At 54.8% G+C, this 20,665-nt stretch carries 16 protein-coding genes; 4 read left to right on the forward strand and 12 right to left on the reverse strand.

What is annotated here, in order from left to right; translation table 11 throughout:
* Positions 1-296: 296 nt before the first annotated feature.
* From QPL98_RS04235 to QPL98_RS04245, 3 genes are read right to left on the reverse strand one after another with little or no spacing between them, the layout of a single operon-like run.
* Positions 297-2,033, reverse strand: a complete 1,737-nt coding sequence (locus QPL98_RS04235; protein WP_303292748.1) for an alpha-amylase family glycosyl hydrolase — start codon at positions 2,031-2,033, stop codon at positions 297-299.
* Positions 2,030-3,253: a glycosyl transferase gene (locus tag QPL98_RS04240; protein WP_022992716.1), complete on the reverse strand. Its 1,224-nt coding sequence runs from the start codon at positions 3,251-3,253 to the stop codon at positions 2,030-2,032. The genes QPL98_RS04235 and QPL98_RS04240 overlap by 4 nt, the downstream gene beginning before the upstream one ends.
* 36 nt (positions 3,254-3,289) lie before the next feature.
* Positions 3,290-4,090 (reverse strand): mannosyl-3-phosphoglycerate phosphatase, encoded by an 801-nt coding sequence (locus QPL98_RS04245; RefSeq protein ID WP_303292749.1) that lies wholly within the window; start codon positions 4,088-4,090, stop codon positions 3,290-3,292.
* An 80-nt stretch (positions 4,091-4,170) separates the two neighbouring features.
* Here QPL98_RS04245 and QPL98_RS04250 point away from each other — a divergent pair, with 80 nt between their 5' ends.
* Positions 4,171-5,625, forward strand: a complete 1,455-nt coding sequence (locus QPL98_RS04250) for a YdiU family protein (protein ID WP_199452261.1) — start codon at positions 4,171-4,173, stop codon at positions 5,623-5,625.
* A gap of 7 nt (positions 5,626-5,632) precedes the next feature.
* On the opposite strand, the gene QPL98_RS04255 is transcribed toward QPL98_RS04250, so the two are convergent.
* Positions 5,633-6,952, reverse strand: a complete 1,320-nt coding sequence (locus tag QPL98_RS04255; RefSeq protein ID WP_199452262.1) for an MFS transporter — start codon at positions 6,950-6,952, stop codon at positions 5,633-5,635.
* 90 nt (positions 6,953-7,042) lie between these two features.
* Positions 7,043-7,525, reverse strand: coding sequence for a YajQ family cyclic di-GMP-binding protein (locus QPL98_RS04260; RefSeq protein ID WP_011786031.1), 483 nt, complete (start codon positions 7,523-7,525; stop codon positions 7,043-7,045).
* A 134-nt stretch (positions 7,526-7,659) separates the two neighbouring features.
* Between QPL98_RS04260 and QPL98_RS04265 the strand changes: the two genes are divergently transcribed.
* A complete protein-coding gene (locus QPL98_RS04265; RefSeq protein WP_303292750.1) occupies positions 7,660-8,631 on the forward strand; it encodes a response regulator in 972 nt (323 codons plus the stop codon).
* Between the two features lie 226 nt (positions 8,632-8,857).
* Here QPL98_RS04265 and QPL98_RS04270 read toward each other — a convergent pair whose 3' ends face one another.
* From QPL98_RS04270 to QPL98_RS04300, 7 genes are all read right to left on the reverse strand, one after another.
* Positions 8,858-9,871, reverse strand: coding sequence for an AraC family transcriptional regulator (locus QPL98_RS04270; RefSeq protein ID WP_303292751.1), 1,014 nt, complete (start codon positions 9,869-9,871; stop codon positions 8,858-8,860).
* A gap of 90 nt (positions 9,872-9,961) precedes the next feature.
* Complete coding sequence (locus tag QPL98_RS04275; protein WP_011786034.1) at positions 9,962-11,173, reverse strand: argininosuccinate synthase; 1,212 nt, start codon at positions 11,171-11,173, stop codon at positions 9,962-9,964.
* A gap of 164 nt (positions 11,174-11,337) precedes the next feature.
* The gene (gene fliS / locus QPL98_RS04280; RefSeq protein ID WP_303292752.1) at positions 11,338-11,736 is read right to left on the reverse strand and encodes a flagellar export chaperone FliS; all 399 of its coding nucleotides are present in this window, start codon (positions 11,734-11,736) and stop codon (positions 11,338-11,340) included.
* 28 nt (positions 11,737-11,764) lie between these two features.
* Positions 11,765-13,171: a flagellar filament capping protein FliD gene (fliD, locus tag QPL98_RS04285; protein WP_303292753.1), complete on the reverse strand. Its 1,407-nt coding sequence runs from the start codon at positions 13,169-13,171 to the stop codon at positions 11,765-11,767.
* Positions 13,172-13,373: 202 nt separating this feature from the next.
* Entirely contained in the window at positions 13,374-13,814 is a 441-nt protein-coding gene (locus tag QPL98_RS04290; protein ID WP_303292754.1) for a flagellar protein FlaG, read from the reverse strand.
* Between the two features lie 77 nt (positions 13,815-13,891).
* Positions 13,892-14,716 (reverse strand): flagellin domain-containing protein, encoded by an 825-nt coding sequence (locus tag QPL98_RS04295; protein WP_303292755.1) that lies wholly within the window; start codon positions 14,714-14,716, stop codon positions 13,892-13,894.
* Positions 14,717-14,861: 145 nt separating this feature from the next.
* Entirely contained in the window at positions 14,862-16,982 is a 2,121-nt protein-coding gene (locus QPL98_RS04300) for a motility associated factor glycosyltransferase family protein (protein WP_303292756.1), read from the reverse strand.
* Positions 16,983-17,314: 332 nt separating this feature from the next.
* On the opposite strand from QPL98_RS04300, the gene QPL98_RS04305 reads away from it, so the two are divergent.
* Together QPL98_RS04305 and QPL98_RS04310 are read left to right on the forward strand one after the other, a co-directional pair.
* Positions 17,315-18,466, forward strand: coding sequence for a flagellin (locus QPL98_RS04305; RefSeq protein ID WP_303292757.1), 1,152 nt, complete (start codon positions 17,315-17,317; stop codon positions 18,464-18,466).
* A 95-nt stretch (positions 18,467-18,561) separates the two neighbouring features.
* Positions 18,562-20,562: a hypothetical protein gene (locus QPL98_RS04310; RefSeq protein WP_303292758.1), complete on the forward strand. Its 2,001-nt coding sequence runs from the start codon at positions 18,562-18,564 to the stop codon at positions 20,560-20,562.
* Positions 20,563-20,665 lie beyond the last annotated feature (103 nt).

Consider the following 20,665-nt stretch of genomic DNA (forward strand, 5'->3'; position numbering starts at 1 on the left):
CTACCGGCTGTTCCAGTACATCGGCGGCGGCCACATCCGGGTCGGTGCTGGCCAGCTGTAACCGGCCATGGAACAGATCAGACAGCCGTTCGGTCAGCGCGAAGCCGACAACGACAAAGTGGTCCGAGGGGAATTCGCCTACACGGGCGGTGAACTGCAATCCGCTTGCCTGGGGCATGACTTCGATCCCTGAAGATTATGTTGAACTGACTCATCCTGAGCAGTCCCGATTATAACCACCGACCTGCAGAATACAAACCAACCATGCCTCATTCCTGAGGCATTCGCCTTAACGCTCAGCGTCTCTGCTGGTTGGACAACCACACACTCTGATACGGCTTCAGGGTGATTGATCCAGCCAGATCATCCACCTCCATTCCGGAGATCAAGTCTACCCAGCGATCCGTTCCGATCAGATTGATATCACTGAGCGCCACCTGCTGCACCTCGGGACTGATGTTATGGATACAGAACACCGACTGCTCCCGTCGCATGCTCTGGCGCCAGAACCCGAACAACTGCAACCCCAGGTGCAAGGTGAACTGCGTGGCGTTCGGATGGAACGCAGGTTGAGCGCGGCGTATGGCAATCAAACGCTTCAGCTCCCGGAATGCCTTGCTGTGGTGGGTCAGTGGATCTGCGAGGGTTTCCTCCAGTTGCGACAACTGCCATTGACTGCGGTTAATGGAGCGCAGGCGCCCGGTATGCTCCACCCGCGCCTGATCGTTCTCCGTGGCCAGCAAGCTGTGAATATAAAAGGCGGGAATGCCCTCGAGAGCCAGCATGATGGTATGCGCACACAGGAATCTCGCGAGCTGCCAGTGGTCAGCACCGCCTTCTGCGGTTCCTTTGAGGGCATCCCAGAGCGCAATGTTCATCTCATAGGGCTGATCCCGCCCGTCGGCCGTCCGGCGGTAGGACACCTTACCCCCAAACGACTCCATGGTGTTGATCAGGCGTTGCTTTTCATCTTCAGTCAGCAGGCCATCTGTGGGCCGCAGTCCAACGCCGTCGTGGGAAGCGATAAAGTTCAGATAGGTGGTGCCCAGCTGCGCCGGGGGCATACTCATCAGCCAGGTTTTCAGATGTCGGCAATTGCCGGTCACCAGCGTGTTGATCAGCAGAGGCGGCAACGAAAAGTTATAGATGGCGTGGGCTTCGTTGGCATTGCCAAAATAAGTCAGGTTCTCCCGGTTAGGCACGTTGGTTTCGGTAATCACCACCGCGTCCGGCGTGTGATGTTCAATCAGCAAGCGCAGAATTTTGATCAGCTCGTGGGTTTGCTGCAGGTGAATACACGGCGTGCCCGGCTCTTTCCAGAGAAAGGCCACGGCATCCATACGGAAAATCATCACACCCCTTTTCAGGTATTGGCGGATGATCCCCGCAAACTCCAACAATACCTGCGGGTTGGCAAAGTTCAGGTCTACCTGATCGTCACTGAAGGTGCACCACACATAGCGCTCGCCGTCGTCGGTCTGCACCGGATTGAGCAGCGGCGACGTACGTGGCCTCACTACCTGGCTGAGGTCGTCTTTCGGGTTGCCTTCAAAGAAATAGTCCTTACCCGGGTCGATGCGCTTCTTATAGTTTTCGAACCACCGGCTGCGGGCCGACATGTGGTTGATCACAAGATCGGACATCAACTTGTAGTCCCGGGCAATGGCCTCAATTTCCGGCCAGCCACCGTGACTCTCATTCACCGCCAGGTAATCCATCACCGAAAAGCCATCATCAGAGCTGAAGGGAAAAAAGGGCAGTATGTGCACCGCGGAAACGGAGTCCTCAAGGCAGTCATCCAGGAAGCGCTTGAGCGTCACCAGTGGCTTCTCGTCCGGTTGCTGGAGCGTGTCCGCGTAGGTTATCAGCAACACATCGGTTTCGTCCCAATGGTTCTGGTGGGCCGGTGGGGCGTCGGCATTGGGCGCCAGCCCCATGGTGGCCAGTAACTGCTCCGCCAGAAAGTCACAATCTACCGAGGGATAGACGACCTCGAGCATACCTTGCAGCTTGCTCTTCAGTGGCTGAGTCATGGCCGATATTCCTGATTGTCCAGTTCAACAGCCTCCAGCAGTTGCTCACGAATGTCCGGAATGGCACTGGTCACCCGGTTCCAGCTGGGGATGAAGGGGGTGTCCATGGGGTTATCCAGGAAGTAGGCACCGGCGCGCATCACATTCTGGGCAAACAATTCCACCGCCTTTTCTTCCTTGTGCCGATCAAAGCCGAGCCCGTTGATCACGGCGTCGTTCTGATAGGTTTCCACAAAATCCAGAGCAATACGGAAATAGGTCGCCTTGATGGTGCGGAACTTTTCATTGGAGAACACTTCGCCATTGGTGGCCAGCTTTCGGAACAGGGCCTTGGCGATATCCACACTCATTTTGGACAGCCCTCGGCTGGCATCCTCCGGCGAGAGATCCTGATGCTTGTGATCGTAGACATCAGCAATATCCACCTGGCACAGGCGATTAGTGGCGTAGTTTCGTTTCATCTCCGAGAGCACACCAATCTCGAGCCCCCAGTCACTGGGAATGCGCAGGTCATTGATAACATCTGTGCGGAACGAGAATTCTCCGGCCAGGGGATAGCGGTAGCTGTCGAGGTAGTCGAGAAAATCGTTCGGGCCGCAGACTTTTTTCAGGGCACGGATCAACGGGGTTACCAGCAGGCGACTGACACGGCCATTCATCTTGCTGTCGGCGACCCGGGCGTAATAGCCCTTACAGAACATGTAGTTGAATCCAGGGTTGGCCACCGGGTAAATCAACCGTGCCAGCAGGTCCCGCGAGTAGGTCAGGATATCGCAATCATGCAACGCCACCGATTTGCTCACTCCGGAGGCCAGCACATAACCGAAGCAGTACCAGACATTCCGCCCCTTGCCCATTTCAGTTGGGGCCAGGCCCTGCTCGCGAAGTTTGAGGTCGATGGCCCGCAAACGCGGCCCATCGTTCCACAGTACCTTGAACGGCTGAGGCAGCTCGGAGAAGTACTCCAATGCGTGCCGGTATTGTGCTTCATCGGCACGATCGAGCCCGATCACGATTTCTTCCAGATAAGGCACCTTTGCCAGCTCCTGGACAATGTGTTTCAGGGCGGGGCCTTCCAGCTCTGAATACAGCGACGGCAACACCAGTGACATGGGCCGCGCTTTACGGAACTGAAGCAGATCGGCCTCGATGTCTTCTACCGGTCGTCGCACAAGATTGTGCAGGGTCGTTACTATGCCATTCTGGTAAAAGTCGCCCATGGCGCCTCTCCTATGCTTTTGGCCACGCCTGGCGGCCTAGTAGCCGTACTCGAAAAGAAGATTGAGTACGCATTCGTTCCATCCCTCCGGGCCGGGCTTCAGGGAGCGCATGGGGTGCTTCTGCGATGGCAACTGGACCTGATCGCTGTTCACCCCGCGAATCACCACCGGGATATCCGCGGCCTCCAGCATGCGCTGGTCGTTCGGGCTGTCTCCCAATGCGATGGTGACTAGCGGCTCGCCCCGATAGTGCTCCCGGTATTGCTCCAGCAAAAAGCGGGCCCCCTCGGCTTTGTCGAAGCGCCCCATGGCGTGCCAGAAGCGGCCCCCCTGCACCAGACGGAGCCCCTCACGACCCAGTGCCGCACTGAATTGGTCCAGCTCCGGGTCACTGCCTTGCCAGATCAGCGGCTCCGTACCCAGGCGCTGCCGGGCCCGAGAGGCCTCCACCTCATCCAGGCCCGTAACCTCCGCCAGTTCCGCATCCGCCATATCCGAAAAGCCCCGAAACTGTGCACCTGCCTTTCTCTGCACCATAAGCGTGCGAAGGACCTGCTGGTGATCTGCTCCAAAATTCATCACCTGTTCTTCGGTGCGGCCCAGACAGCCCGCCGGGATAACCGCCGCCGCACCGTTCTCGACGATAAAGGGGGCCCGTATGCCCATCGCGTTTTGCAGATGGCGCATCTCGGCGGCGGTTTTACTGGAGTTAAAAATCAAGGGGATACCGTTAGCGGCCAACTTTGCCATGGCCGGCGATGCGGCCCGCCAGCTGTAGCTGTGATGGTCCAGCAAGGTGCCGTCCAGGTCGGTGAAAACTATCAGGTGTGGTTGCATTTGGTTCACCTGCTCTGCAATCTGTTGTTAGGCTTCAACCCTATACATACGCAGTATTCATACCAAAGCCAGGTCGTTTTATGAGCAACAACAGCTTTCAGGTGGAACATCGCTACCTGGAATTACCGGACAGCTTCTACAGTCGGGTGCAGCCATCCCCCCTGTCTGAACCGCGAATGGTCTGCTTTAACCAGGCCCTGGCCAGCGATATGGGATTTCTGGTGCGGGATGAAAATGACTGGGCGGCCATTGGTGCCGGCGCCGAACTTCTGGAGGGGATGGACCCGGTCGCCATGAAGTACACCGGGCATCAGTTCGGCATGTACAACCCGGAACTGGGCGATGGCCGCGGCCTCTTACTCTGGGAAACCGTGGGACCGGACGGTACACGCTGGGACTGGCACCTGAAAGGGGCAGGCACCACGCCCTACTCCCGCTTCGGCGATGGCCGGGCAGTACTCCGGTCAACCATTCGTGAGTATCTGTGCAGTGAGGCCATGCATGGCCTGGGAATTCCCACCACCCGGGCGTTGTTCATGATCAGCGCCAAAGACCCGGTGCGCCGGGAATCTATTGAAACCGCCGCCGCTTTGATGCGGGTAGCGAAAAGCCACATCCGGTTTGGCCACTTCGAGTTTGCAGCCCACCATGAAGGGCCGGACGCCCTGAAAACACTGCTAGAGCATGTGATTGCCCTGCACTTCCCTCAACTGATCAGCTTGCCGGAGGACCAACGCTACGCCCGCTGGTTTGAGGAAGTGGTGGAACGCACCGCCAGACTAATTGCGAAATGGCAGGCCGTTGGTTTCTGCCATGGGGTGATGAACAGCGACAATATGTCCATTATCGGAGACACTTTTGACTATGGCCCCTTCGCCTTCCTGGACGATTTCGACGCCGGCTTCGTTTGCAATCACTCCGATCACGAAGGCCGCTATGCCTACAACCGCCAGCCCCAGGTAGGCTTTATCAACTGTCAGTACCTGGCCAATGCGTTGTTGCCGATCATGGACGAAGATACCGTTCGCCGGGGACTGCGACGCTATGAAACCGCCTACAACGAGCATTTCAAACACCAGATGCTCGCCAAGCTGGGGCTGGAGGAAGCGGATGGGTCAGATATGGGCCTGATCATGGACACCTTCAGCATGCTCCACGAACACCGCGTGGACTACACCCGGTTTTTCCGCGGCCTGTCCAACCTGCACGACCATGGCACCGCGCCGGTTCGTGATCTGTTCGCAGACCGCAGCGTGGCTGACGAGTGGCTGGAACGTTACGAAGCCAGACTACAGAAGGAAAGCCGTGGCCACGATGAACGGGAATACACCATGCGCCGGGTAAACCCGAAGTACATTCTGCGCAACTACCTGGCCCAGCAAGTCATCCTGGAGGCGCAGAACGGCGACTATGAGCCAATGAAGGAACTGCTCAAGGTGTTGGAAAAGCCCTTTGATGAGCAACCCGAGTATGAGAAATACGCTGCCCTGCCACCGGATTGGGGGAAACATCTGAACATCAGCTGCTCTTCCTGAACGGCCGCTATTTCACCAGGGCATCTTCCTCATGTTTGACTGGCGCCAGCGCATCCAGCCTGGCGCCGTGTCGCATCATAAACAGCACCAGAAGAATCGCAGGCACGCCCATCAACCCCGCAATCAGGAAGAACTCGGCGTAGCCAAAGTTCGCCACCACAATCCCGGAAAAGCCCCCCAGGAACTTGCCCGGCAGCGTCATCAGCGAGCTGAACAAGGCATACTGGGTGGCGGTGAACGAGGCACTGGTCATGCTGGACAGCCAGGCAATCAGCGCCACGTTGGCAATACCGCCACTGAGGTTATCGGCACTTACCACCAAGGCCAGCGCCGCGATATCCGGTGGTTGCTGGGCTAGCAGCACGAATAGAAGATTGGTTGCCGCCGTCATGACGGCACCTGCCAGCAGTATCCGGCGCACGCCATAGCGCACCACCAGCACCCCACCGACCATGGAGCCAACAATGGTCATAAAAAACCCGAACACCTTGGTGACATCGGCCACCTGGGTTTTACTGAAACCCATAAAATCCAGATAGAACGGATTGGCCATCACCCCCATGGCAATATCCGAAATGCGATACACCGCCACCAGCACCAGAATGGCCACCGCCAGCTCCCGATACCGACGGAAGAAGTCCAGAAACGGGCCAGCCACCGCGGCATAGAACCAGCCAGTTAACCTGGCCAGGCGTTCCGGCAGGTGGCTTCGTTTCTCCACCTCTTCCTCAATTCGATGGGCAATGTCCTGCGCAGCCGCAAAATGGTTTACTTCCGGCTCTTTCACGATCAGAACCGTCAGGGCACCCACACCCACCAGCGCTGCCATCACCTTATACGACACTTCCCAGGACCAGAACTCCGCCACATACAGTGCACCGGCGCCAGCCACCAGCAACGCCAGCCGATAACCAAAGATGTATGTGGCCGCTAACGCCGCCTGCAGGCGCTCCTGAGCAATCTCAATGCGATAGGCATCAATGGCCACATCCTGCGTGGCGGAGGAAAAAGCCACCAACAATCCGAACAACGCCAGTGTCTCCGGAGCCGCCAGGGCGTTCGTCTGGGACATCAGGTACAACCCGGTGGCAATGCCCGCCTGGGCCAGCAGAATCCAGCTGCGGCGCTTGCCAAATAAACGGTCCAGCACCGGCAGTTTCAGCCGGTCCACCACCGGCGCCCAGAACACCTTGATGGAATAGGTAATGCCAAGCCAGCTGAAAAAACCGATGGTGGCGGTCTCCACCCCAACGTCTGCCAGGCGGGCATTGAGGGTGGAAAACACCAGCAGAAAGGGCAGCCCCGCCGAGAACCCGAGAAACAACATGGCAATTACTTGCCAGCGGGTGTAGGTGTAGGCGGTATCCCGAATCAGGGCTACAACATTGGGGGGAAGATAAATAAGAGCCTCTCCGAATCAGTCGCGAAAGTTGTTGAACTGCAGCGGGATGTCCAGTTCTGCCTCACGCAACATGGCAATGGCTTCCTGCAGGTCGTCCCGTTTCTTGCCGGTAACCCGTACCTTGTCGCCCTGAATGCTGGCCTGCACTTTCATCTTCTGCTCTTTGATCATCTTCACGATCTTCTTGGCCATGTCCGTTTCAATACCCTGCTTCAGGGTGAAATGCTGCTTCACCAGCTTGCCCGCTTTGCTTTCGCCATCTTCCGACAGGGCACGCGTGTCGATGTTGCGCTTGGCAAAGGCCATTCGCATCATGTCCACCAATTGCTCCAGCTGGAACTCCTGCTCGGCGCTCAGCGTCAGGCGCTTGTCTTCCAGTTCGATGTCCGCCTCAACATTCTTGAAATCCCAGCGGTTACCCAGTTCACGCTTGGCCTGGTCCACCGCGTTGGTAACTTCGTGCATTTCGATTTCTGAAACAATGTCAAAAGAAGGCATAGTCGTTATTCTCCAAAGGCCACGGAGGGGTATACTGTGGCGACAATTTGATTACGGATGTTCGAAACCGCCAAGAATACCAAGAGCTGTGGCGAACCGCATCTGACAATGGACTGGTAAGAAGTAGACAAACAATGCCAAACCTCGATCTTCCCATTCTCGTAGTAGACGACGCCAAATTCAGCAGTATGGTGGTGGGCCGTACGCTGCGAAATGCCGGATACCGCGACATACGCATCGCCAACAACGCACCGGCTGCCCTGAAACTCATGGAACAACGCCCGGTCAGCGTACTGATTGCAGACTGGCTGATGCCGGAAATGGACGGCCTGCAGCTTACCGACCAGGTGCGCCAGCAAGACGAGCAGAACAACCACTACACCTATGTGATTCTGCTCACCGCCCGCGAGAGCGTGGAAGCCCTGTCAGAAGCGTTCGACCGGGGTGTGGACGACTTCATCTACAAATCAGACATGACCAAACAGCTCATCCCCCGTATCTTTGCGGCGGACCGCATGGCAGACCGGCAGAACACCCTGCTGCGCGCCAACGCCCTGCTGGTGGAGAACAACCGGGAACTGGAATCCAGCAACATCATTGATCTGGAAACCGGGCTGACCAACAACAAATACGCGCGCCAGCGCTTGCAGAAAACCCTGCGCCACGCCGAATCCCGGGGCGGGTCAACCGCCTACGTGATGTGCGGCATCCGTAACTGGCAAGAGCTGAAGCGCAAACATCCGCCCAGCGTGATGAGCGAACTGTCGATCGGCATCGCCCGGCGCCTGAGCACATTGATTCGCCCGATTGATGCCCTGTGCCGGGTGGGTGATAACCAGTTTGCGATTGTCTCCTACTTTCCCAACAGTGATCACTGCACCACCACCGCGTTCCGGCGCATTTTTGACGGCATCAACCACAAAGCCTTGAAAACCACCGCCGGCTTCATCTCTGTGGAGGCCGGTATGGCCCTGTGCAAAGCCGATGCCCAGGACGGCACGCCAACAGTACAGGATTTGGAGCGCACAGCCGTGCAAGGATTGGTAGATGCCTATGAAACCCGTCGTTTCACCGAAACCACCCCGGAGATACGGGCAGGTGTGTAGCGATCACAAACAGTAACACTGGGACACACTTCACAAACAGACAGGAAAGGCGATCAGGCTTATTCTGGCATTGTGGAATCAAGCAGTATCCACCCATGGCGGAGGAGCCGAGTAGTACCTCCGCCGCCATATGGGTACCGCAGGTGGATTCCTCAGGATCAACGAATTTTTCAGGCACTTTCGTTCTTTCCGAATTTCTTAAGCCAGCTTTTATAAGCTGGCTTTTTTATTGCCTGCGAAAATCCCCCGGCGTCTTACCCGTCGCTGCCTTGAACTTTCGATGAAACGACGTGGTTTCGCTGTAGCCCAGGCGCAAGGCAATATCCGGAATACTCATGTCGGTATTCTGCAAATAGTCCTCCGCCATCTGCTGGCGCACCTCATCCAGCAACTTCTGATAAGACATCCCTTCCTGGCTCAGCTTTCGCTGTAAGGTACGGCTGGTCATCCCCAGATCCTCGGCGACCATATCCTGACGGGTAATGCCCTCGGCGAGCTGTTTCTGGATACTTTGCTTTACCTTGCTGGTCAGATCCGTGTCGGTGTCGAGCAACGCCAACTGAGACAATGCGTGTGCTTCCAGGGTTTTTCGCAATAGCGGGTCTGGCTGACGCAGGCGGGTTGCGAGCAGTGCCTGAGCAAAGGTGACACTGTCCTCCTCTGCATCAAACTGTACAGGGCATTGCCAGCGCAAAGCATAGGCCTTCTCATGCTCCGGGCCGGGAGAAGGCCGCCTCAGGCGAACTTCCAGCGGCGTGGCGTCCGCGCTGTCTGCCAGCCATCGCGCATAGTTGATCCAGGAGGCAAAGACATTGTCCACCACCTGGGGCCACACCACAGGATCGGTAAAATTGCAGGTCCAGATCAGTGTCGCGGAATCGCCCTTCATCTTGAGGCGGGTGGTACCCATATCCCCCACCAGCTTCTCGTAGGGCGCAATACGGGTAACCGCTTCCCCCAACGTGGCGCAGCTCATGGTGATGTAACCCAGCACACTGTAGGAACCGGGTTGCACATAGTCGCCGGTCTCCAATCCCAATACCGGGTTACCGGTATGTTCGGCCAGAAGGTGAATGAACGCCTGGAGCTGTTCGCCGCCGATTCGGCCCTCATCGGAATTCAGAATCTCCGGCTTCAAGCCCGCCTTTTCAAACAGCGAATCAACCGCGATACCTTTGGCGTCGGCGTAGCGAACATACTGCCGCAAAGCGGCCACGGAAGCTGTGCCCAACGCATTCATGGTGACGACTTTCGTTGTTGGAATTATTTGAAAAGTATAAACAGAAACGCCCGGTTATGAACCGGGCGTTTTCAGGGCATCAACAGACCATCAAAGCTTGCGACCTTTGCCAGCGGCAATCCGCAGGCGCAGCGCGTTCAGCTTGATAAAGCCTTCCGCATCTTTCTGATCGTACGCACCCTGGTCTTCTTCAAAGGTGGCGATCTTCTCATCGAACAGAGAATCGTCAGATTTACGGCCGACCACGTCCACATTACCCTTGTACAGCTTCAGGCGAACGGTGCCGTTCACGTAGTTCTGGGTCTGGTCGATCAGCGCCTGCAGGGCTTCACGCTCCGGAGACCACCAGTAACCGTTGTAGATCACCTCGGCATAGCGCGGCATCAGGCTGTCTTTCAGGTGTGCCACCTCACGGTCCAGAGTAATGGACTCGATGGCGCGGTGGGCGCGCAGCATGATGGTACCACCCGGGGTTTCGTAACAGCCGCGGGACTTCATGCCCACGTAGCGGTTCTCGACGATGTCCAGGCGGCCAATACCATTTTCACCGGCCAGCTTGTTCAGGGTTTCCAGCACCACGTGGGGCTTCATTTCCTGACCATCAACGGCAACGATGTCGCCTTTCCTGTAGGTGAGTTCCACGTAGGTGGGCTTATCCGGCGCGGCTTCCGGAGAGACGCTCCAGCGCCACATGTCTTCCTCGGCTTCCGCCCACGGGTCTTCCAGGTTGATGCCTTCGTAGGAGATGTGCAGCAGGTTGGCGTCCATGGAGTACGGGCTCTTGCCCTTCTTCATTTCCACCGGAATGTTGCGCTCTTCACAGTACTTGAGCAGCTTCTCGCGGGAGTTCAGATCCCACTCACGCCAGGGAGCGATCACCTTCACGCCGGGCTTCAGGGCATAGGCGCCAAGCTCGAACCGAACCTGGTCGTTACCTTTACCGGTAGCACCGTGAGAGATGGCGTCTGCACCAGTCTCGTTGGCAATGTCGATCAGGCGCTTGGCAATCAGCGGGCGGGCGATCGAGGTACCCAGCAGGTACTCGCCTTCGTAGATGGTATTGGCGCGGAACATCGGGAACACGTAATCGCGCACAAACTCCTCGCGCAGGTCCTCAATGTAGATTTCCTTAACGCCCAGCGCTTCGGCTTTCGCACGCGCCGGTTCCACTTCCTCGCCCTGACCAATATCGGCGGTAAAGGTTACCACCTCACAGTTATAGGTATCCTGCAACCACCGAACGATGACGGAAGTATCCAGGCCACCGGAATAGGCCAGCACCACCTTTTTAATATCAGACATGCCCTTGCTCCAGACTGAACAGAATGGATGTGTTGAAAATAAGGGCGCTATTGTACGGGACAGCGGGGGGAATGGCTATTGGGCCGGGGTATTAGCAGCTCAAGAGGAAACATCGGAGTCGGTGCCCCCACTCGACTCCTAATAGATACAGCAAATTCTTTGATTCAAATAGCTTGCTGTTGGCTCATCGCCTCTTCGCGAATGCCGTCCCAGCCTTCCTTGATGGAACGGAGCAGCCCTGAAACCTCATCCAATTTTTCAATGTCATTATGAGCGTTTGCCTGCCAGAGCGCCTTCTCCATGTACTCGTAAAGCGCATCAAGTCGCTCTGCGAGATCCCCACCCCGCTCCTTGTCGAGAAACCCACGCAGCCCTGCGACAATGTCAATCGCCTTTAAGATCAACCTGCCTTTAGCATCGTAATCCCTCGCCTGTATTTTGGCCTTGGCCATGTTGATACGTTCAAGTGCACCGCTGTACAGAAGTTGAATCAACTTGTGCGGGTCCGCATCAGTAATACTGGTTTGGGCATTGATTCGCTGGTATTGCTGAAGGCCGTTCATAGGAAACCTCTTAAAATTCAGCTTTGCTTTAGGCCTGGCCAGTGCTCTGAGGAGCAATTGACGCTAATTGTTGGCTCACATAATCACCCGTGCTGTTAAGCTGAGCGATCAGGGAATCTGCTGCCGAAAATTGCCGTACCAGCCTCTCCTGATACGCCTCGATACGCAGATCCAGACGATCTCTTTGATCCTGAATATCCTCGAGGGTCCGGTTCAGTCCCTCAGTACGGGTAGACAGCAACCCATCGCTTGAAAGAAAACCTGCTATCGTATCTTCGATTTTCGCAGCGATACCGTCAGCGCCATCCTGCTCTGCGAAAAGAGCTGTAACCGACTCTGGGTTAGCCTCCAGCTTCTCCTTGAAGACCGCCTGATCGAACTCAAGCCTCCCAGTGCTGGGATCCGTTTTTATCCCGATGTCAGCCAAAGTACGCACGGGAGAGTTTTCGAGACCAGAAGGGATAGCCGTTAAAGAAGACCTCAGATCGTTTTGTATCGACCTAACACTGGAATCGCCGGACAGGACTCCCCCAACCCCAGCGTCGGCATTGTAGCCAGACGCCTGCTGAATAATACCCCTAAGTGCATTGAACTTGTCCACAAAGTCCTGAACTCGACCTGCAACCGCATCAGAATCGCGAGCCACGTTAACCGATGTCGTTCCGACTGTCTTGACGTCAAAAACAACCCCATCAACAACGCCCTCGACCCGGTTTGTCGGGCGACTGATCGCAATCCCATTTACTTCAAGCAGAGCATCCTTGGCCTGCACGGTCTCCTCAAGATTGGAGGCTCCGCCGCCAAACGAAAACTGGGATAGTCCAGCAGCATCGGAGTTGTTTCCGTCGTCATCTGTTACTGATACTTGAATAGCGTTGTCCACACCGCTTTCGTTCGAGGAAAGAACAAGGCGAAAGCCAGACCCCGTGTCGACCACTCCAGCGGATACACCGGCATTTGCCTCATTTATGGAATCGGCGAGCCCCTGAAGCGTGTTATTGCTTCCATCAACGACCACCTCAGTAGTTGACCCGCCCACACTAATTCTGAGAGTTCCAGTTCCAACCGTGGTCGTGTCGCGGTCAGCAAATTCAGAGGAAGCAAGGGATTGCGCCCGGGCAAGCTGCGTAACTTCGATATTGTAAGAGCCCCGACTCGCAACCGAGGCATCGACGGTGACATCAGCAACCGCGTCGTTCGACGAAGAGGCAGTCAATGCTTTCATTCCATCCGTCGAGCTTAGCTTCTCGATCGGAGACCTTAGAGACTCCAGGGCGTTCCGCAATGCACCAAAGGCCGAAATCTTGGCCTGCGTTTCCTGCTGCTTTCTGTCTAGACGAACCTCTGTTGGTTGGCGCTCCGCATTGACCAACTGATCGACCAAATCCGCGCTAAAAATACCGGACCCGGCGCCTAACGATGTAATTGATGCCATACGAATCGCCTCCTGAAAGGCTCTCTATTCCACTTAACAAGTATATCGGCAAATTCCGGCAATTCTTTGCCTCTTACCAAATACCAAAATGCAAAGAAATGTAATCCTGACTCATTGCATATTTGTAAGTGCCGCCGAGCCTTTCTCAGACACGGCGGCACCTAACAAACGTCGCCCAAGGAAAGGCCACCGATCAGTCGGCCTACACTTTCACCTCGAACAGAGTTAGTGGTTCATCCTGCTGCAATTTTTCTGCCAACCTCAAAGCTACCTCATCCGGAATTTGGCGAATGACCTCTTGGGTTTCTTGATCAACCACTCTAACAACAGTTTGTCCCGAGTCACTGTTCACCTCAAACTGCAGATCTCTCTGAACATTCTGGACAAAATCATTAAGTTTAGAAACGGCTTGATCAAGCTCTTCCCGGTTGGCTTCTGTCTGCTGCATGCGACCAGTTGCAGAGAACACCAGAGAAGAATATTCGGTCAGTTCGGTAGAAGCCACCCTACCCGGAGCAGAAGTATTGGCTTGAGCGGAGACATTCCTCCCTTCAGCCAGAGGTGACGCAGACGCCCGAGCCGGAGCTTGCTCACTGGAGCGAACCAGCTTCAAATCCGGGCTGTTCAGGTTCACGTCATTCATAGCTCACCTCATTTTCCTTTTACGACGCCAACCGACCTTTCTGTTGAGAAAAGCCGGTCAGCGTCGCAACGCCTCATTTACTGCAGGAGAGACAGAACCTGGTTGGGTCGAGCATTCGCCTGGGCGAGTACTGAGATACCAGCCTGCTGCAGAACGTTCGCTTTAGCGAGCTTAGCGGTTTCAGCAGCGAAATCCGCGTCAAGGATTCGGCTATTGGAAGCACTGAGGCTTTCAATGTTTGTGCCGAGGTTGTTAACAGTGCTTTCAAATCGGTTTTGAACAGCACCAAGGTCAGCACGGAAACCGTTTACCTTTGAAAGTGCGGCGTCAATCGTTGCCAAAGCATCACTCGCAGCGCCAGCCGAGGAACTGATATCAAGACCACTTACACCCAGACCGGAGGCAGTCATAGTGACGTCGAAGTCAATATCAATCTTCTCGCCAGCATTAGCGCCTACCTGGAAGGAAAGAGTACCTTCTGTACCAGTAAGAACATTGAGTCCGTTGAACTTAGTATCTGTCGCAATCCGCCCAACCTCAGCAACACGCTGATCCACTTCAGCTTGCAGGGCAGCCCTGTCACTGTCTGTGTTAGAGCCGTTGACTGCCTGAACAGCCAGCTCACGAATCCGCTGGAGGTTGTTCACAGTTTCATTCAGACCACCTTCTGCAGTCTGCGACATGGAAATCCCGTCATTGGCATTTCGCTGGGCGACAGTGAGGCCACGAATCTGAGTATCGAAGCGGGTTGAAATCGCAAGGCCGGCCGCATCATCTTTGGCAGAATTGATCCGCAAACCAGAAGAAAGACGCTCCAAAGCCTGATTGGACAGCTGCTGGGAATTGCTCAGCTGGTTTTGAGCACTAAGTGAGGCAACGTTAGTATTGATACCGAGAGCCATGGTTGATCTCCTGTAGATTTTATCTGTGTCTCTCAAGGAAGGACCGCGAACTCTTTTTAGCTGTCCGGCCCCGTTACCCCTCTTAACGGCCTGCTTGGTTTTTACTTTAACGAGCTGAACAAAAAAAATGTAACGATGCGTAACTCTAGTCTGAATCCCACTCAGAGGGCACTCCAGGCTCTGGATTCACAAGTCTGCTTGATGTCATCGAATCTTCCTCCGGCGCGCAATCTCTGAACACAACTGAGTCAAAGTGCCTTGGAAGGCTTGCCAGAAACTGAACAAACACATCCCTCCATTTTTTCGAGAACTCAACCAACTCATCATCCGACTTGCAGGCAAGCCCATGACACATTCCTATCTGAAGGAAACGCTGAATCGTCCCCTTCATCATCTGCCAACCAATCAACTGGACGGTAACAGAGGATTCCCTGCCGCTGTGCGCACCTACTCTATTTAGATAGCTACGAACCTCATTGGAAGCCACAATCAGATCAGACCGTCCTTCCAATCGGCTATGTCGGAGTATCGAACTGAAGTGCTGGGCAGAGGATCTGATCTCCTCACTTAGATCACGCAACTTCTTGCTCAAATCTTCATTTGGCAAGGGCGATGTGGAGAGATCAAGGCAACCCTTTTCTCTGGAATCATCCCCAGCATCCCTCCCAAGGACGTCCCGGAGAAAGCTCTCCTTGGACAGCCACGAAACCCCCTCTATCTCTGCACCGTCTGAGCAATTGAACACCTGCAGACCGTCCGCAGGCGTCGGAACTTCTGCAAGGAACTGCTCTACCGATCGCTTCGCTGAGTAATAGTCGGCTCGCGTAAGTACGGTCCCACCATCTACACCCGGAACTGGAAACAGCGGCCTTTTTTCGTTACTTCCATGCATCTCTTTTCGAAACTGGCTACTGAATTCAGACGACTTCTCATTCCCATAAACAGAGTATTTTGAGTGATGGGCTTCTTTCGTCTTTTGCCCATAATCAGTGCCAAACAGATAGATATTGCGATAACCAATCTCATAAGAGAGAACTAGTGCAGCGTTGGTACAGGTTGGATTGCAGTAGTCAAAATTCGAATCGGTCACCCCAAAAAACAAGGGAATATAAGATTTTTTGGGGAAGAAAAAACTATGCCTCTCGAACAAAGATTGAACCAACGGATTTACGCTAATCGATGCGATCAAAGTGATGCCAGCCAACCCGTGAAGTTCCGAGAGATCTTTCAGCATCTCGTAGATCATGTAGTCAGCATCAAGTTCAACGTGGAAATCAGGCCTGATACCGTTAACCAGCAAAGCCCGTAATCCTGTTCCCGCACTGACCACCACAACTCTATCCCTAGCTTTCCGGATATCACTGATACGCTGATCAATAGACGGCCCGCTCCCTACTACGATAACAGGAACGTCACTGAGCACTGAACGCTCGCGTTGCAAATAGTTCCCGCCAGCCTTCATATTAAAAATCACGTTCTTCAAACCACGAAGTTCGAAATCGTAATGCCCCCAGTTGGCGCCAATTATCGGAAGATCACGCTCAAGATCTTTGGCGACCTCATACAACTCGCTTCTGCCGAGATGGTTGTAGTAGATCGAGAAATAGGGGTAAAGCGGAACAGATTCTGATAGCTTCGCACCTAGAACTCTCCGAACGTTCTCCTGATCATCCGAGGTAGCAATGCAGAAGGAGATGGATTGACCCTTTCCCCTGAACTTGCTGCAGATCGCTTCCCAATCCACTGTGAAGAGGGTCAAGTAAAAGACCTCCGCGTTGGGCTCGAAGACAATAGCATCAATTACTTTGGAAGTTCTGATCAACTCCTCGATGTGATATGCCAACCCACATCCCAAGAAAATAACGGAAGGAAATGAATCACCTCGGTAATATCCAGAGAACTGCTCTTTGGTCAGATTTGAGCGGGCTATCGCCTTAAGAAGGAAGTAGCTTGCAAACCTGTTCCCAGCTGACGCTCCAGAGAAAGTCGGAGACGAGGTAACCATCTTTTTCTCTCTCGGATTCTCCGCCAAAAATCTCTTCACTTCCTGGATCGAGTACGCTTTTGCTACACCACGGTAAACAGACTCTCCTCCAACAACTAGATCAACGTCCTGAGTTTCTGGAGAAATCACTACTTCAGAGTCGGAGGGCTCAAACTCTGCGAAAAAATCGTACAGCTCGGGACGATATGTCTTGAAATATGTCAGGTTTTTCTTTTTACGGGCGATAAACTCTTCTATCGTTTTCTCGTAGTTTTCGTTCATTCATATCTCCAAGGTCCCTACGAAGCGCAGGAATAAAGCTACCGTCAGGGCTCAGCCGGCGCAGCAAAGGCGCCAGTCAAAGCATAAAGAAACTATAAAGCTTGGACTCTCCGAGAAAACGGCAAAAACTTGCCGAATCTCCACATTGCCCCCAAAAAAATCTTGAAACAAAGACCTCTTAATATACTTTTATTTTATATAACAGCACCTTACACCCGAAAAACCAGGCATGGCACGTATTTTGATTGACCGTAAAAGACAGCAACAGTGGATACGCCGTGGCTCCGGGTGAGCATCAAGGCGTGTTGGTTCGCAATAAAAGGAAAACTACCATGCCACAGATCATCAATACCAATATTGCGTCTTTGAACGCTCAACGAAACCTGAACTCCACTCAAAGAGACGCCAATGTAGCTCTGGAACGCCTTTCGTCTGGACTTCGAATAAACTCCGCTAAAGACGACGCCGCCGGCCTCGCAATATCTACACGTTTTGAATCTCAAATCTCTGGGCTAAATGTTGCTCAGAGAAACGCAAACGACGGCATATCTCTCGCCCAAACCACTGAAGGCGCGTTAAACGAAGTGGTATCAAACCTCCAACGTATCAGAGAGCTAGCTGTCCAGTCGGCGAACGCCACGAACAGTGAGTCAGACCGGCAAGCACTGGATAATGAAGTTCAGCAACGAATTGAAGAGATCAACCGGATCGCAAACCAAACTTCATTTAATGGTCTGAAAGTGCTTGACGGGTCATTTGGCGTTGCATCTTTTCAGGTTGGGGCCAATACGGGCGATACTATCAGTATCAATCTAACCGCCGGCTCTCGTGCCAGTGATATTGGTTCGATCGCAACAGCCACGGCCTTGAATGTTGATTTCTCCGGAACAAACGCCATCGCTGCTGGAGACACGCTTTCTGTAACCGTCGGGACATCGTCACCGCAGACCATCACTTTCACGGGTGAAGAGACAAACATTGCCGAAGCCGTCGAGACTATCAATGGTCAGTTAGACAACGCCTCCGCAATCGTTTCTGCCGACGGAACGGCTATTGAAATCAAGTCGTTACAAGACCTCAGTGCTATTGCTCTCGACACCACCAATGGAACGACAGCCCTTGATACAACAGGAACCGATACTGCGGCTACGGCTGGAGATGCTGGTGACAACTTAGAGTTGGCAGCCATTGATACAGTCAATGGCGCAAATGACGCAATTCTACGGGTTGATAGTGCGCTAACAACCATCAATTCCATTCGGAGCGAACTCGGCGCCATTCAGAATCGCTTTGAATCAACCATCGCAAACCTGAGCACCACATCAGAGAACCTTGCAGCGTCAAACAGCCGAATTCGCGATGCAGATTTCGCGGCGGAAACCGCCGAGTTGGCCCGAACCCAGGTCCTTCAGCAGGCTGGCCTGTCCGTCCTGGCCCAGGCCAACGCAAGGCCTCAGCAGGTTCTGCAGTTGCTACAGGGTTAATAAGGCAGACCGGGTGATGTCGGATTACGCCTCTGGCTAACCCGACCTACTTTTTCATCGCAGTGACTGCCGCGGCAGGTTTTATGAGGTGTCCCATGCAAGCCAACCATCAACTACAGATATCCCATTCCCAACAGGCCCAGGTTGCCCGCCTTCTTCTTCAGGCCAACCTTGCCTATGGGGAGTCCAACAGCAACGGCCTCAGCCACATCCAGCGGCTGAAGGCCCGGCAGGAATGCCGGGGCTATCTGAACGAGGCGCTGGCTCTGGAGCCGGAGCATGCCGGTGGGCTGGGCCTGCTTGGCCGTGTGGAGATGGACGACGGGCAGCTTGAGAAGGCACACAGCCTGTTCAACGCGAGCCTGAATCATCAGCCGGGCCAGGCGCAGCAGTACTGCAACCTGGGTTACTGGGCCCTGAAAACCGAGCGACCGGCGCTTGCAGAGCAGTATTTCCTGCAGGCCCTGGACTGCGACCGGCAATCTGCCGCCGCTTTCTGTGGTGTTGCCCATGCCAAGCGGCTGCAGGGGCAGTTCGATGTGGCCTATCTGTATTATCGCAAGCTTCTTGAAACCGGCGCTGAATGGGATTCCGTATACAGCGGCATGCTGAGCTGTGCCCAGCATCTGGAGGTGAACAAGGCCGATTCAGCCCTCGCCCACGATGCGATCGCCTTGCTCCAGCGGGATGGTTTGCCGCATCAGGAACTGGGTCGGTTTGTCGGCGCGATCATCCATCAGCAGTATGATTTGGATAACCCCGATGCACAGATTTTCCTGGATGCTGCCAGCGAAGACGAACTGCTGATCCTGGCTCTAGAGAAAACCCTGATGCCGAATCCGGCGGTGGAAGAACTGGTAACAATGCTGCGTCGGGCGATCATTGCCGAAGTCGCACAAACCGTTGAACTTCGGGACGAACTTCAGCGCCTGACACTGGCCATCGCTCAATACGCCGACAGAACCGGCTATGCCCTGGCCGCAGAAGACGATGAAGAACGACTGGTCTCTGCCATCAACGACAGCATCCAGGCACAGTTTGCCCTTGGCGAGGAGCAAGACGGACTCATCGGCTCGCTAATGATCAGCACGATGTACGGCGCACTTTTTCACCAGCCGTTCGCCGTGCAACTTAGTCAGTGGAACCTGATGGACTGGCCCCTGGCATTGCAGCCAGTATTGGCCGCCAGCTATTACAACCGGGCCGAAGAAGAAGCCATCAAGCAGAATTTCGATGAGAAGGCCGAGGAGCTCTGTCTGGAGAAGAACGATGTTCCCCAGGCATGGCCGTCCTGGTCGCGGTTGGCCTATCGCACAGAGAGCAGTCTGAAAACACTGATGGCCACCGAACTGGGGCTGGACACCGATAATGTTCCGGCCACTCTGCGCATCATGGTGTGCGGTGCGCAGTCCGGCCAGCGAGCGATGGAGCTGGCTCAATATCTGGACGACGTGGAAGTGATCGCGGTTGATGAATCCCTGGCGAACATCGCCAAAGGCACCCGCATGGCCCAGAGCCTGAACATGGACAACATCGTGTTCTGGCCCTGGTCCATCGCTCAGCGTTTTGTGGCCGATGGTCACAAGGTCCATTGGGTGGAAGTGGGCCGCCTGCCTTCACCGGCCATGACGGAACTTTCCCTGGCAGCACTCATCAACAGCGCCTCCATTGCCGGTGCCGTGGTGCACATGCACACCAGCATGGCCGAGCAAACCGCCGGCGACAAACAGATCCGCCGATTGATTGCAGAACACCAACTGCAACCTACCCGCACCAGCCTGCGCCAGCTTCGCCGTATGGTACTGGCCAACAAGCAAGACGCGGTTTGGTCAAGTCTGCTGCAAGACGACGACTTCTACAGCCTCGGCGGCTGCCGCGATCGATGGTTCCGGCCGCAGGATGCCAACCAGCTCAAAGAACTGTTGGCCCTGGTGAGTAATGAAGTGGAGTGGAAGCTGGTCAAAGCCCGGGATGAAGACGGCCACAGCCTGGCCACCGGCCCGGTACAGCGCCAGATCCAGGCGGAAGCTCTGGGGAGTGAGGTTCAAAGTCTGATGGGGCAGAACCTGAGCGTGTATTTTCAGCGTCGGCGCTAAACAATGGGGGTCAGCCCTCCGGACATTTGCCCAGGCAAAATGTCCGGAGCGCCTGGCCCAAATTCGTTTGAGCATGGTGCTGGTTTCCGGTAGCTTTCCCTTT

The organism is Marinobacter sp. ST-43 (genome assembly GCF_030541085.1).
GTDB lineage: Bacteria > Pseudomonadota > Gammaproteobacteria > Pseudomonadales > Oleiphilaceae > Marinobacter > Marinobacter nauticus.

What these genes read in the sequence shown, in the direction of transcription:
- QPL98_RS04235 (WP_303292748.1), bottom strand. Translation starts at nt 2,033, where the DNA reads ATGACTCAGCCACTGAAGAGCAAGCTGCAAGGTATGCTCGAGGTCGTC.
- QPL98_RS04240 (WP_022992716.1), bottom strand. Translation starts at nt 3,253, where the DNA reads ATGGGCGACTTTTACCAGAATGGCATAGTAACGACCCTGCACAATCTT.
- QPL98_RS04245 (WP_303292749.1), bottom strand. Translation starts at nt 4,090, where the DNA reads ATGCAACCACACCTGATAGTTTTCACCGACCTGGACGGCACCTTGCTG.
- QPL98_RS04250 (WP_199452261.1), top strand. Translation starts at nt 4,171, where the DNA reads ATGAGCAACAACAGCTTTCAGGTGGAACATCGCTACCTGGAATTACCG.
- QPL98_RS04255 (WP_199452262.1), bottom strand. Translation starts at nt 6,952, where the DNA reads ATGTTGTTTCTCGGGTTCTCGGCGGGGCTGCCCTTTCTGCTGGTGTTT.
- QPL98_RS04260 (WP_011786031.1), bottom strand. Translation starts at nt 7,525, where the DNA reads ATGCCTTCTTTTGACATTGTTTCAGAAATCGAAATGCACGAAGTTACC.
- QPL98_RS04265 (WP_303292750.1), top strand. Translation starts at nt 7,660, where the DNA reads ATGCCAAACCTCGATCTTCCCATTCTCGTAGTAGACGACGCCAAATTC.
- QPL98_RS04270 (WP_303292751.1), bottom strand. Translation starts at nt 9,871, where the DNA reads ATGAATGCGTTGGGCACAGCTTCCGTGGCCGCTTTGCGGCAGTATGTT.
- QPL98_RS04275 (WP_011786034.1), bottom strand. Translation starts at nt 11,173, where the DNA reads ATGTCTGATATTAAAAAGGTGGTGCTGGCCTATTCCGGTGGCCTGGAT.
- fliS (WP_303292752.1), bottom strand. Translation starts at nt 11,736, where the DNA reads ATGAACGGCCTTCAGCAATACCAGCGAATCAATGCCCAAACCAGTATT.
- fliD (WP_303292753.1), bottom strand. Translation starts at nt 13,171, where the DNA reads ATGGCATCAATTACATCGTTAGGCGCCGGGTCCGGTATTTTTAGCGCG.
- QPL98_RS04290 (WP_303292754.1), bottom strand. Translation starts at nt 13,814, where the DNA reads ATGAATGACGTGAACCTGAACAGCCCGGATTTGAAGCTGGTTCGCTCC.
- QPL98_RS04295 (WP_303292755.1), bottom strand. Translation starts at nt 14,716, where the DNA reads ATGGCTCTCGGTATCAATACTAACGTTGCCTCACTTAGTGCTCAAAAC.
- QPL98_RS04300 (WP_303292756.1), bottom strand. Translation starts at nt 16,982, where the DNA reads ATGAACGAAAACTACGAGAAAACGATAGAAGAGTTTATCGCCCGTAAA.
- QPL98_RS04305 (WP_303292757.1), top strand. Translation starts at nt 17,315, where the DNA reads ATGCCACAGATCATCAATACCAATATTGCGTCTTTGAACGCTCAACGA.
- QPL98_RS04310 (WP_303292758.1), top strand. Translation starts at nt 18,562, where the DNA reads ATGCAAGCCAACCATCAACTACAGATATCCCATTCCCAACAGGCCCAG.